This window comes from Pseudomonas sp. H1_D04, from assembly GCF_054683855.1.
The window spans coordinates 1,352,060-1,365,650 of the sequence record NZ_CP162826.1; the positions used below are offsets into that span (position 1 = coordinate 1,352,060).

Consider the following 13,591-nt stretch of genomic DNA (forward strand, 5'->3'; position numbering starts at 1 on the left):
GTGGTGTACGCAATGTTCGCGGCGTCGGCCACCGTTTGTTCACGGTTGACCTGATCGGTGATCACCGTAGCGAACTTGACCACTTTGTACAGGCGTTCATTGGCGTCCATCACCGGGTTGTAGGTAGCTTCCAACCACACCACATGCCCACGGCTGTCCACACGCTTGAAGCGAGCGGCGACGAACTCACCGTTGTTCAGACGATTCCAGAAGTTCTGGTACTCGGCGCTGTTGTACTCCTGCGGCTCACAGAACATACGGTGATGTTTGCCCTGGATCTGCGCCAGGCTGTAACCCATGCCGCCGAGGAACCGATCATTCGCGGTGAGCACATGGCCGCCCAGGTCGAACTCGATCACAGCGGTGGAACGCACCAGTGCAGTAATCAGGTTTTCATGCTCGCGCGATGCTTCGATGGTGCGGGTCAGGTCGCTGGCGTAAATCGAAAAATGCTTGATGCGCCCATCGGAACTGCGCACCGGCTGCACGATCGAGCGCAGCCACACTTCCAGGCCATTGCCACGCATCAACCGCACAGTGCCAGCGAAGTGCTCGCCACGTCGCAGTGCGTTGTTGAAGCGCTGCTGGAACTCATCCCTGCGTACATGAACTGGCACCAAATCTTCGATGGGGCGCCCCACAATATTGCTCGACTGGTAAGCCAGCTCCTGCAGGAAATTGGCATTCGCCCATTCCACCCGACCTTCGGCGTCCAGCGTCAGGCACAACATTTCGCTTTCCAGGCTCTCCTTAACCTGCTGCAAGCTGGACAATTCTTCGCGAAGAGCCGACAGCTCCTGCTTCAAACGGGTGTTGAACATTGGTCACCGATGGTCAAATGGAGAAAGAAAGATCTGACATGCATCGGCCCTGCGGAACCTTTCTGAAGCGTACTTTAGTGCCATTCTCGACTCTTTTTTTTGACGCCATTAACTGCCGTTATTTCGACACACGCCCATGACTTGATATTCCAAGGTAGTGAGTGTTCCGCTGGAGTCCTCATAGGTCATGCGCGAGGGCACAGGGTTACAGGCGCGGATCGGCGGTGTGACGTTGACCACCTTGGCAATGTCCAGGTCCATGCCATAGCGATACACCTGCACCTGGGGCGCGGGTTTGCCGTTTTTCTCCGCGTAGGCGGCCATGGCTTTTTCATTGCGCTCCATCATTCGGTCAAAGGTGCGGTCACCGCCGCCTTCGGCCAGTGCCCCGAATGACAACGTAGCGATCAATACACCCAAGCCAATGCGATAAAAGTTCATGGTTAATTCCTCGACTGAAAGTTCAGTGCCGAGACTAACCAACCCACCCTGTCACGATGTTCACTAGAACATTACTTATTTGTTAGGCGGCGGGGAGTTTCCAGAATTGTAATGTTCAAGCCATCCAATCGTTATCCACGGTTTGCAACTATCAGCCCGGGCCAAATCAATAAGAACGCCCACCTCCATAAGAAGCTGATAACTGCCAATACCGAGGAGCGAAACATGCAGATCCGTTATTACACCCTTCCCCTATCACTGTGCGCCGCTTTACCCCTGGCGGCGGTAGCGGTTGAAGACACGCCCGAAGGGTTTATCGAAGGCAGCAGCCTGAACGTGCTGGCGCGCAATTTTTACTTCAATCGCGATGATCGCAAGGGCCAATCCAGCCCGACCGGCAATGGTTATTCGGAAGCCTGGGCCCAGGGTTTGATCGGTAAATTCGAGTCTGGCTTTACCCAGGGCACCGTGGGGTTTGGCTTGGACGCCTTCGCCATGGTCGGCGTGAAGCTCGACTCGGGCACCGGCCGCAGCGGCGGCAAGGGCTCGTTCGGCGTGCTGCCGGTGGACAGCAACAACCATCCCGAAGACAGCTACAGCAAAGTGGGCGGAGCGGCGAAATTGCGCGTATTGGACACGGTGATCAAGGCCGGCGACGTGTTCCCGCTTACGCCGGTGGTGGCCTACGGCGATTCACGGGTGCTGCCGGAAAGCTTCCGTGGCGTGACCGCACAGAACACCAGCCTGGAAGGCCTGACCTTGCAGGGCGGGCGCCTGAGCGGCATGAGCCAACCGGCTGAAAGCGGCATGAACAAAGGCTTTGCAACGTTTTACGCAGGCCCCGTGGACTCGCCCTGGATCGCCTATGGCGGCGGCGATTACCAGCTCAACAAACACCTCAGCCTAAGCCTCTATAGCAGCCGACTCAAAGACGCGTGGAACCAGTATTACGCGGGCAGCGCGGCCAGTTACCCGCTGAGCGACGACGTCTCGTTGTTCGGCGACGTCAACGTCTATAAGGCTGTGGACGAAGGTAAAAAACTGCTCGGTGAGTTCGATAACACCATCTGGAGCGCCCGACTCGGCGTGAAGGTCGGCGCCCACAGCCTGGCCGTGTCCCATCAACGCAACAACGGCGATGACGACTTCGACTACCTGCGCAACTCGGACTCGATCTTCCTCAACAACTCGATCCAGTACAGCGACTTCAACTCGCCCAAGGAACGCTCGTGGATGGTTCGCTATGACCTGGACATGCAGGCCTTCGGCATCCCCGGCCTGTCGTTCATGACCCGCTACGCCAAAGGCACCGGCGCCGATTACAGCAACGCCAACGCGGTGTACATGCGCCGCGATTCAGCCGGCGATCCGCTCACCGATCAACGCCGATGGGAGCGGGATATCGAAGCCAAGTACGTGGTGCAAAGTGGCAACTTGAAAGATCTGTCGCTCAGGCTACGCCAGGCCACCGTGCGTTCAAGTGCGTTCGAGTCGGACCTGGAAGAAGTTCGCATGATTATCGAGTATCCGTTGGCCGTGCTCTAGGTGTTCCACTTACATTCAGTTGCCGATGCCGTACATCTGTTCACAAGTTGAAGTCTGTCAGAACTGTAATATCGGCCCCACCTTCTCGTTAAGTTGCACTTTTTATACTGCACATCGAACACACTTCATCTCTGCAGCTTTTGTGTAGCTCCTTTGGAACAGAGATGAATTTTTACGCCCCATCTGGGGCGTTTTTTTTGTGCGTGTGTTCAGCGACGAATCGTCGCAGCGGCCTGGGCTGCCTTGACCCTAAAGCTACTTCAGGCTTCAGAGTTTTCCTATAGATCCCTCAGAGCCTCTATGAGGCCATCTCCTTTCGTTTCCTTGAAGGTAAATCCCCATGCGTATCCTTGTGGTTGAGGACGAGCAGAAAACCGCCGATTACTTGCAGCAAGGCCTGACCGAAAGCGGTTACGTCGTCGACTGCGCCGCCAGCGGCATCGACGGTCTGCACCTGGCCAGGCAAAACACCTATGAACTGGTGATCCTCGACGTCAACCTGCCCAACACCGACGGTTGGGAAGTGCTGGAGCAACTGCGCCGTGAGGGCAATCAGCGCGTGATGATGCTCACAGCGCGCGGGCGCCTGGCCGATAAGATCAAGGGCCTGGACATGGGCGCCGACGATTACCTGGTCAAACCCTTCGAATTTCCCGAGTTGCTCGCCCGCGTGCGCACCCTGCTGCGGCGCAGTGAACATATCCCGCTGCCGGAGGTGCTGCGCGTCTCGGACCTGGAGTTGGACCCACGCCGGCATCGTGCCTATCGCGGCAACCGGCGCATCGACCTGACCACCAAGGAGTTCGCCCTGCTGCATGTGCTGATGCGCCAGACGGGCGAGGTGATGACCCGCACGCAGATTATTTCCCTGGTGTGGGACATGAACTTCGATTGCGACACCAACGTAGTGGAAGTCTCCATCAGCCGCCTGCGCGGCAAGGTCGATGACCAGAGCGAGGTCAAGCTGATCCACACCATTCGCGGCGTGGGTTATGTGCTGGAAGCGCGCCAATGAAGACCAGCAGCCTATCGATGCGCCTGGGCCTGACGGTCAGCCTGATGGGCGCGGGGCTGGTCGTACTGCTCGCCACCCTCGCCTACCTGGCCCTGACCCACGAATTGGAAAACCTCGCGCGCAAAGGCCTGGAAAACAAGATGGAGCAGTTGGAACACAGCCTGCGCCAGGATTTAAAACCCCACGACATCGCCGCCCGCCCTCACTCGTTGCTGGACTTGGTGATGGGCCACGACAACATCTACCTGACCATCACCGGCACCCAGCCTGACGCGCCGGTGCTGCTCAGCGTCGGCGCCAAACCTCAGCAGCCGCTGTTGCTCGACGCCCCCGCCGGCAAAAACCTGGCCTACGTGAATTGGGTGGACGGTCGCGACAATCGCATCCTCACCGCCACCCACGTGATGCCCTTGCGCGGCGGCGAGTATGTGCGGGTATTGCTGTCGCTGGACCGCTCCGACGATGAAGCGTTACTCAGCGCCTACCTGCGCTCCACCGTGATCGCCTTGCCGTTGTTGTTGATCCTGATCGGCATGGGCGCCTGGTGGCTGGTGCAACGCGGCTTGGCGCCATTGAAGCAGTTCAGCCATGTGGCGGCCCAAGTCACCACCCAGGACCTGACCCATCGGTTGTCTGTGGATAACCTGCCCAAGGAACTGGGCGAGTTGGCACAAGGTTTCAACGTGATGCTCAATCGCCTCGATGCCGGGGTGCAGCAGCTGTCGCAATTCTCCGACGACCTGGCCCACGAACTGCGCGCGCCGTTGACCAACCTGATGGGCAAGGCCCAAGTGACCCTGTCCCGCAAGCGCCCTTCGGACGAATACAAAGCCGGGCTGGAATCCTGCACCGAGGAAATGGAACGCCTGTCGCGCATCGTCTCCGACATGCTGTTTCTTGCCCAGGTCAGCCACCCGGCGGCACGGGCCGGGTTTGGCGCGGTGTCACTGGGGGACGAAGCGCAGCGGGTGATCGAACTGTTCTCCCTGAGTGCCGAGGACAAGCAGGTCACCCTGAGCCTGCGCGGCGACGCGTGGGTGAACGGGGATCGCCTGATGATCCAGCGCGCCATCTCTAACCTGCTGTCCAACGCGATCCGCCACACGCCCAGCGGCGCCAGCGTGTTGCTGCTGGTGGAAACCTACGACCAGAGCGTGGCGCTGTCGGTGGGCAATCCCGGCCGAGGCATCGAAACGCAGCACCTGCCGCACTTGTTCGAACGTTTCTACCGCGCCGACAGCAGTCGCACCCGCGCCGAAGGCGGCACCGGGTTGGGACTGGCCATCGTGCAATCGATCATGCACCTGCACCAAGGGCACGCCGACGTCAGCAGCCAACCAGGGTGCTTTACGCGGTTCAGACTGGTGTTTCCCCTTCCTTGAACACGCCGTTTTTTAGTGATCAGGCTTGTTGTGGTGACCGGGCTTATTGTGGTCACCGCACTTGTTGTGCCGATCGAGCTTATTGTGATCACCGCACTTATTGTGTCGAGCGGGATTATTGTGGTGAGCGGGCTTGCCCCGCGCTGGGCTGCGAAGCAGCCCCAAAAACAGGCGCTGCGGTTTGTCTAAAAAACCTCGGTAGCCGGATTAGGGCCGCTTCGCAGCCCAGCGCGGGGCAAGCCCGCTCACCACAGACACCACAGAAGCCCCACTTCAACCACCTCAACCATTGCTCTCTTCCTTGCGATGCGCTCACTGGTACAACGCCGGCAACACCAGCAAGGACAGCAACGTAATCGGGCTTATTTTGGTCACCGCACTTGTTGTGGCATCGAGATTATTGTGATCACCGCACTTGTTGTGCCGAGCGGGATTATTGTGGTGAGCGGGCTTGCCCCGCGCTGGGCTGCGAAGCAGCCCTGAAAACAGACGCTGCGGTTTGTCTTAAAAACCTCGGTGGCTGGATTAGGGCCGCTTCGCAGCCCAGCGCGGGGCAAGCCCGCTCACCACAGACACTACAGAAGCCCCGCTTCAACTACTTCAAACATTGCCCTCTTCCTTGCGATGCGCCCACTGGTAAAACGCCGGCACCACCAACAAGGTCAGCAACGTGATCGGGTTTATTTTGGTCACCGCACTTGTTGTGCCGAGCGGGATTATTGTGGTGAGCGGGCTTGCCCCGCGCTGGGCTGCGAAGCAGCCCTGAAAACAGGCGCTGCGGTTTGTCTTGAAAAACTCGGTAGCAGGATTGGGGCCGCTTCGCAGCCCAGCGCGGGGCAAGCCCGCTCACCACAGACACCGCAGAAGCCCCACTTCAACCACCTCAACCATTGCCCTCTTCCTTGCGATGCGCCCACTGGTACAACGCCGGCAACACCAGCAAGGACAGCAACGTGATCGGGCTTATTTTGGTCACCGCACTTGTTGTGGCGATCAAGCTTATTGTGGTCACCGCACTTGTTGTGGCATCGAGATTATTGTGGTCACCGCACTTATTGTGCCGAGCGGAATTATTGTGGTGAGCGGGCTTGCCCCGCGCTGGGCTGCGAAGCAGCCCCAAAAACAGGCGCTGCGGTTTGTCTTAAAAACCCCGGTAGCCGGATTAGGGCCGCTTCGCAGCCCGGCGCGGGGCAAGCCCGCTCACCACAGACACCACAGAAACCCCGCTTCAACTACTTCAACCATTGCCCTCTTCCTTGCGATGCGCCCACTGGTACAACGCCGGCAACACCAGCAAGGTCAGCAACGTCGAAGAAATAATCCCCCCGATCACCACTGTCGCCAGCGGCCGTTGCACCTCGGCCCCGGTGCCGGTGGCCAGGGCCATGGGGATAAATCCGAGGGACGCCACCAGTGCGGTCATCAACACTGGGCGCAGTCGGGTCAGAGCGCCTTCGTTGATCGCCACCGACAATGAGCGCCCTTCCTCGCGCAGGTTGCGGATAAACGCAATCATCACCAGGCCATTGAGCACCGCCACACCGGACAACGCGATAAAGCCCACCCCTGCCGAGATCGACAGAGGAATATCCCGCAGCCACAAGGCCATGATCCCACCCGTTAACGCGAACGGAATGCCGGTAAACACCAGCAGCCCGTCCTTGAGGTTGTTGAACATCATAAACAGCAAGCCGAACACCAGCAGCAACGCCACCGGCACCACGATGCGCAAGCGCTCGGAGGCTTCCTTGAGCTGTTCGAACTGGCCGCCCCAGGTGGTCCAGTATCCCGCCGGTACTTTCACCTGATCGGTGATGGCCGCTTCGGCCTCTGCCACAAACGAACCAATATCGCGCCCACGCACGTTGGCGCTGACGATCACCAGGCGCTTGCCGTTCTCGCGGCTGATCTGATTCGGACCGAGCACCAAGTCCAGGCTGGCAACTTGGGACAAGGCAATAAAACCCAGTTGCCCGGAGGCCAGCGCCGGCACCGGGATCAGCAGCCGCGACAGGCCGTCGATATCGGTGCGCAGGGCGTCGGACAAACGCACAACCATGTCAAAACGGCGGTCGCCTTCATACAACGTACCGGCCTGGCGCCCACCGACGGCCACCGCAATAGTGTCCTGCACATCACCGACATTCAGGCCAAAACGCGCAGCCTTGTCGCGGTCGATATTGATGGTCAGCACCGGCAAACCGGAGGTCTGTTCCACCTTCACTTCCGAGGCCCCATCGAGCTTCTGCAAGGTCTCGGCGATTTCCCCGGCGGTCTTGTTCAACACCGCCATGTCATCGCCAAACACCTTGACCGCCACATCACTGCGTACCCCGGAGATCAGCTCGTTGAAGCGCAGTTGGATCGGTTGCGACAGTTCATACGCGCTGCCTGGCACGATCGCACTGGCGCGCTGAATGTCCGCAATCAGCGTTTCGCGGGTTTTGTCCGGATCGGGCCATTGGTCCTTGGGTTTAAGCATCACGTAGCTGTCGGAAATATTCGGCGGCATCGGGTCAGAGGCGATTTCTGCGGTACCGGTGCGCGCAAACACCCGCTCGATTTCCGGCACCTGGGCCATCAATACTTTCTCAAGCTGCTGCTGCATCTGCACCGATTGCGTGAGGCTGGTGCCGGGCACACGCAGGGCCTGTTGGGCGAAATCGCCCTCGCTAAGGCTGGGGATAAATTCACTGCCCATGCGGCTGGCCACCGCGCCCGAACCGACGATGGTCAGCAGCGCCAGACCGAACACCAGCGGACGGCGCGTCATCACCCAATCCAGCACCGGCGCGTAGACCCGGCGTGCGCTGCGCATCACCAGGTTTTCCTCTTCCTTGACCTTGCCGGTGACAAACAGCGCAATCGCCGCCGGTACGAAGGTCACCGACAGAATCATCGCGCCCAGCAGGGCGATCACGACAGTGAAGGCCATGGGGTGGAACATCTTCCCGGCCACACCGGTGAGGGCGAAGATCGGCAGGTAGACGACCATGATGATCAACTGCCCAAAGATCAACGCACGCCTTGCCTCCTTGGCGGCGGCGAACACTTCGTGCAGGCGCTCGCTGCGGGTCAACAGACGACCGTGGCGCTGTTGCGCGTGGGCCAGGCGGCGGATGGCGTTCTCGACGATCACCACCGCGCCGTCGACGATAATGCCGAAGTCCAGCGCGCCGAGGCTCATCAGGTTGGCGCTGACTTTGTTGGTGAACATGCCGGTGAAGGTGAACAGCATCGCCAGGGGAATCACCATCGCGGTGATCAACGCCGCCCGGATATTGCCCAGGAACAGAAACAGCACCGCGACCACCAACAGCGCCCCCTCAAAGAGGTTCTTCTTTACCGTGGCAATGGCTTTTTCGACGAGGTTGGTGCGGTCGTAGACCGTCACCGCCACCACGCCTTCGGGCAGCGAGCGGTTGATGTCTTCGAGTTTTTTCGCCACGGCCTGGGACACGCTGCGGCTGTTTTCGCCGATCAACATAAACACCGTGCCCAGCACCACTTCACGGCCGTTTTCCGTGGCGGCGCCAGTGCGCAGTTCACGGCCGATCTCGACCTGGGCCACATTACGCACGCGAATCGGCGTGCCGTCCGCAGACGTGATGACGATATTGGCGATGTCATCAATGGACGCCAATTGCCCCGGTGCGCGGATCAGCAGTTGCTCGCCACTGCGCTCGATATAACCGGCGCCGACGTTGGCGTTGTTGCGCTCCAGCGCAGTGACGAGATCGTTCAAAGTCAGGTTGTAGGCCGCCAAACGCTTTGGATCTGGGGCGATCTGGTATTCCTTGGCAAAGCCGCCGATGGTGTTGATCTCGGCCACGCCGGGCACGTTGCGCAGTTGCGGCTTGATAATCCAGTCCTGGATCACCCGCAGGTCCGTCGGCGTGTAAGGCGTGCCGTCGTCCTTGAGCGCGCCGTCCTTGGCTTCCACGGTCCACAGGAAGATTTCCCCAAGCCCGGTGGAGATCGGTCCCATCGCCGTTTCGATGCCGCTGGGCAATTGCTCGCGCGCGACTTGCAAGCGTTCGTTGACCAATTGACGGGCGAAGAACAGATCGGTGCCGTCCTTGAAAATCACCGTGACCTGGGACAAGCCGGAGCGCGACAGCGAACGCGTCTGCTGCAAACCCGGCAGACCGGCCATCGCAGTTTCGATGGGAAAAGTAATGCGCTGCTCGGTTTCCAATGGCGAGAAACCAGCCGCCGCCGAGTTGATCTGTACCTGCACGTTGGTGATGTCAGGCACCGCGTCTATGGGCAATTTCTGATAGCTGGCGATGCCGACACCGGCCATCAACAGCACCGCCAGCAGCACGATGATGCGCTGCTCAATGGCGAATTGGATAAGGCGCTCAAACATGGGGAATCACTCGCAGGATCAATGGGCGTGCTCGGCCGAGCCTTTGCCCAGTTCGGACTTGAGGATGAAGCTGCCGACCGTGGCCACCTGCTCGCCGGCGTCCAGCCCCTGGCGCACTTCGACGTAGCCGTTTTCTCTGACACCCAGTTCAAGATGGCGAGTGATAAAACCGTCCGGGGTGCGCACGAACACAGAGGGTTTGTCCTCGACGGTCTGGATCGCTTCCTGCGGTACGGTGACCTTGGCCTGGGCGGTGTCCGTGGCCAGTTGCACCGTGACAAACAGCCCAGGGCGCCAGGCATCGTCAGGGTTGGGCACGCTCACGCGCACGGTGGCGGTGCGCGTTTGCTCGCCGAGTAGATTGCCGACGTAGGCCACGGTGCCGCGCACGTGGGTACCCATTTCCGTGGAACTGACGGTCACCGGTTTGCCGATGCGAACCTTGTTCAAGTCCTTGGGAAACACGCCGAAGGTGACCCACACCTGGGACAAGTCCGAGAGGGTAAAGGCGTTACTGGTTTCGCTCACGACCTCGCCAACACCGAGGTGTTTTTCAACCACCACACCGGCAAACGGCGCACGCAGCTCATAACGATTGCCGCCGACCAACACCGCACTGCCGCTGAGGGCGGTCATCTTCTGGCGGGCATTGTTCAGCGCGATTTCGGCCTCTTGCAGGGACTGGCGCGCCAGCAGGTAATCCTGCTCGGCGGAGATCTTGTCCTGCCATAACTGGCGCTCACGCTGGAAGGTCGTACGCGCCAGTTCCACCCGGCGCTCGCTGGCAGCCAGCTCGCTGCGCTGGTCAGAAATCTGCTGGCTGGCGATCACCGCCAGCAACTCGCCCGCCTTCACTGATTGACCGAGATTGACCTTCACCGACTCCACAACCCCGGCAGCACGCGGGACGATGTGCGAGGTGCGGTCTTCGTCAAACCGCACTTCTCCCGGCAGCGTCAGCAAAGTACTGATCGGCCTGGGTTGGGCCTGGGCAAGTTGAATGCCGGCGGCCTCGATTTGCTGCACGGTGAGTTCGAGTGCGCCTTCTTCTTCCTCGGCATTTGCCAGGCTGGACAGCATCAGGCCCAAGGCGACGGCAAGCGCCACGCCGTGTTTTCTATTCATAGGGGACTCCAGAAAAAATCAGAACCGGGCGAGGTCGCCGTAAATCCGCTCGATGCGCAGCCAGGCGTCGGTGGCCTGGGAGGTGGCCGTCAGGTATTGGGTGCGTGCCGCAATCAGGGTGCGCTGGGCGTCGAGCACGTCGAGGAAGTTGAACTTGCCCATCTCGAAGCCACGGGTGGCGGCGTCTACCGCGCTTTGGGCGGCGGGCAGGATCTGCTGGTTGAACGCGCGCACCTCGTTATTGGCGGCTTGCCACAGGCCGAGGGCCTGGCGGGTTTCGGTGCGCAGGCGAAGTTCGGCGGCATTGCGCAGATCGCGGGCCTGATCAGCGCGGCGGGTGGCGGCAAGCACGTTGCCCTGGTTGCGGTTGAACAGCGGGATCGGCATCGACACCCCCACCAGGTTCACGCGCTCGCGCACGCTGGCGTCGTATTGGCTGCCGATGGACACATCGAGGTCGGGAATCCGCTGGGCTTTCTCCAGGCCCACATTGGCCTCGTTCTGCAGGATCTGCAGTTCGGCCAGGCGCAGCTCGGTGGTTTGCTCAAGGCGCGCCAGCAATTGCGCAGCGGGCGGCAACGCGGGTGTGGATTGACTTGGCGGGGCGACGGACGCGAAGTCGGCGCTGGCGCTGCCCGTGCTGGCGGCCAGGCGGCGATAGGCGTCGGTAAGGCCGATCTGTGCGCGGTTGAATTCCAGGCGGATTTCCGACAACTGCACTTGCGCGCGCGTGGCTTCCACCGGAGACGACTTGCCTGCGGTGACGCGACCATTGGCGATCACCAGACCACGCTCGGCCAAGGCCAGGGAGCGTTGCGCCAGATCGAGCCGCTCCTGGGCGCGAAGGGCCGCGTAATAGCTGTCGATCACGTCAGTGCGCAGGCTGTTGCGGCGCTGTTCCAGGGTCAGCGCGGCGGCGTCCTGAGTACGGGAAGCGACATCGATGCGTGCACCGCGCTTGCCGCCCAGTTCCAGAGTCTGGCTGAGCTTGACGGTGGTGGTGCGTGAGTCGCGGCGAGTGTCTTCGGCGTCCCAGGAAGCGACCGGATTGGGGATCAGCCCAGCCTGTTGGCGACCACCCGCAGCGATGTCAATTTCCCACTGCGCAGCGGCCAGGTCCGGGTTGTTGGCGAAGGCGTTTTGCAGGGCGCTATCGAGGGTCAGGGGTTGCGCCAGGGCCGCGTTTGCAGCCAACCACAACACTGTCGCCCCCATCAGTTTTTTAACGGAAATTGCCATAACGAGAGTTCCACGGCCATGAAGTCCAAGCGCTGGCAATGTAGCGCTCGCGACTTATCAGGTCGGTGGAGCAAAGATTACAAAATCGACAGCAAGGGCTCTGGGGCGGGCTTTTTCGTTGACGCTGCAAACGACCGTTTCAGTGACCAGGTTGATCAGTGCTCGGGCACGTTCCTAGCTGATCTTCACGCGGCTAACGTGTGACGCTTGCCAAACAGCGCCACACTCGCCACCCCCACCGCCCCCATCACCACGCAATACCCCACGCAAATCCATGGGCTGGTAGGCATTAACGCGATCAGCATCAGCGGTGTGGTGCTCGCCCACAGCGCGTAGGCAATGTTGTAGGTAAAGGAAATCCCCGACGCCCGCACCTGCGCCGGAAACAGCCCGACCATCACCGACGGCACCGCGCCCACCACGCCGCAGCTCAAGCCCGCCAAGGCGTACGCCGCGCCCAGCCACACGCCGCCATTGATCAGGCTGGCGTACAACACCGCGATGCCCATTGGCAGCAACAGGCTGTAAACCAGCACCGCGCGCCAGGCGCCGATGCGGTCCACCAGCAGGCCGGCGAGGACGCAGCCGATGTTCAGGAACACGATGCCCAAGGCGCTCAGGGCGAAGGTGTGGCTGGGGCTCATGCCGAAGGTTTTTTGCATCATGGTCGGGGTGATGACGACAAGGACCACCACCGCAGAGGTGAGCACACAAGTGAGGATCATCGCCGGCAACAATACGGCGCGGTGGTCGCGCAGTACGGTGCGCAGGGGCAGTTCGGCAGCGGCTTGGCGGCGGGCCTGCATTTCGAGGAACACCGGGGTTTCGCTGAGCCAGCGGCGCAGCCATACGCCGATCACGCCGAACACACCGCCGAGCAGGAACGGGAAACGCCAGGCGTAATCGAGGATTTCGGCCGGGGTGAAGACTTGCGCCAGCAGCGTGGCCGTCAAGGCACCGAGCAGGTAACCGAAGGTCAGGCCAGCTTGCAGGAAGCCCAACGCATACCCACGGTGATTGCGCGGTGCGTGCTCGGCGACGAAGGTCCAGGCACTGGGCACTTCACCGCCCACCGCCGCGCCTTGCAGCACGCGCAGCGCCAGCAGGATCAGCGGGGCGAAATAACCGATTTGCGCGTAGGTCGGCATAATCCCGATCAGCAGGCACGGCAGCGCCATCATCAGGATGCTTAGGCTGAACACGCGCTTACGCCCCAAGTGGTCAGCAAAATGCGCCATCAGGATCCCGCCCAACGGGCGCGCCAGGTAGCCGGTGACGAAGATGCCGAAGCTTTGCAGCAGGCGCAGCCACTCGGGCATTTCCGGGGGGAAAAACAGTTGGCTGAGGGTCAGCGCAAAAAACACGAAAATAATGAAATCGTAGATTTCCAAGGCACCGCCCAAGGCGGCCAGGCCCAGGGTTTTGTAGTCGGAGCGGGAAAAACGCTGCGCCTGTGAGGAAAAGGTGGCAGTCATGTAGAGGCTCGGCAGACAAACAAAATGGCGTGCAGGTTATGAGGTGAGCCGAAGGATGGCAATCGCCGCAGATATATTTGTTTTCCTCATGGATCGATGAAGATAACTGCATTCCCATATCAATGGCCGTGGAGGAACATGCGCGAAAACTGCCGCCCTCATAATAAATACAAGAG

At 60.6% G+C, this 13,591-nt stretch carries 9 protein-coding genes and 1 pseudogene; 4 read left to right on the plus strand and 6 right to left on the minus strand.

What is annotated here, in order from left to right; translation table 11 throughout:
• Window positions 1–47: 47 nt before the first annotated feature.
• Together AB4N82_RS06375 and AB4N82_RS06380 are read right to left on the minus strand one after the other, a co-directional pair.
• Window positions 48–821 (minus strand): annotated as a pseudogene (locus AB4N82_RS06375) (PAS domain-containing protein); the annotation flags it as partial.
• A 108-nt stretch (window positions 822–929) separates the two neighbouring features.
• Window positions 930–1,262: a DUF2790 domain-containing protein gene (locus AB4N82_RS06380; protein ID WP_032886058.1), complete on the minus strand. Its 333-nt coding sequence runs from the start codon at window positions 1,260–1,262 to the stop codon at window positions 930–932.
• A 225-nt stretch (window positions 1,263–1,487) separates the two neighbouring features.
• Here AB4N82_RS06380 and AB4N82_RS06385 point away from each other — a divergent pair, with 225 nt between their 5' ends.
• The 4 genes from AB4N82_RS06385 (at window position 1,488) to AB4N82_RS06400 (ending at window position 5,393) form a co-directional block, all read left to right on the plus strand.
• Window positions 1,488–2,807 (plus strand): OprD family porin, encoded by a 1,320-nt coding sequence (locus AB4N82_RS06385; protein ID WP_122752358.1) that lies wholly within the window; start codon window positions 1,488–1,490, stop codon window positions 2,805–2,807.
• A gap of 340 nt (window positions 2,808–3,147) precedes the next feature.
• A complete protein-coding gene (locus AB4N82_RS06390) occupies window positions 3,148–3,822 on the plus strand; it encodes a heavy metal response regulator transcription factor (protein ID WP_032886055.1) in 675 nt (224 codons plus the stop codon).
• Window positions 3,819–5,204 (plus strand): heavy metal sensor histidine kinase, encoded by a 1,386-nt coding sequence (locus tag AB4N82_RS06395; protein WP_460104709.1) that lies wholly within the window; start codon window positions 3,819–3,821, stop codon window positions 5,202–5,204. The genes AB4N82_RS06390 and AB4N82_RS06395 overlap by 4 nt, the downstream gene beginning before the upstream one ends.
• A gap of 33 nt (window positions 5,205–5,237) precedes the next feature.
• A complete protein-coding gene (locus tag AB4N82_RS06400) occupies window positions 5,238–5,393 on the plus strand; it encodes a hypothetical protein (RefSeq protein WP_163033159.1) in 156 nt (51 codons plus the stop codon).
• Window positions 5,394–6,441: 1,048 nt separating this feature from the next.
• On the opposite strand, the gene AB4N82_RS06405 is transcribed toward AB4N82_RS06400, so the two are convergent.
• The 4 genes from AB4N82_RS06405 to AB4N82_RS06420 all read right to left on the minus strand — a co-directional run bounded on the left by AB4N82_RS06405 (window position 6,442) and on the right by AB4N82_RS06420 (window position 13,415).
• Window positions 6,442–9,576, minus strand: a complete 3,135-nt coding sequence (locus tag AB4N82_RS06405) for a CusA/CzcA family heavy metal efflux RND transporter (protein ID WP_095183747.1) — start codon at window positions 9,574–9,576, stop codon at window positions 6,442–6,444.
• An 18-nt stretch (window positions 9,577–9,594) separates the two neighbouring features.
• Complete coding sequence (locus AB4N82_RS06410; protein ID WP_122752357.1) at window positions 9,595–10,701, minus strand: efflux RND transporter periplasmic adaptor subunit; 1,107 nt, start codon at window positions 10,699–10,701, stop codon at window positions 9,595–9,597.
• A gap of 18 nt (window positions 10,702–10,719) precedes the next feature.
• A complete protein-coding gene (locus AB4N82_RS06415; RefSeq protein WP_122752356.1) occupies window positions 10,720–11,940 on the minus strand; it encodes a TolC family protein in 1,221 nt (406 codons plus the stop codon).
• Window positions 11,941–12,125: 185 nt separating this feature from the next.
• Window positions 12,126–13,415 carry an MFS transporter gene (locus AB4N82_RS06420; protein ID WP_460104711.1) on the minus strand — a complete coding sequence of 430 codons (1,290 nt, stop codon included), beginning with the start codon at window positions 13,413–13,415 and terminating at the stop codon, window positions 12,126–12,128.
• Between the last annotated feature and the right edge of the window lie 176 nt (window positions 13,416–13,591).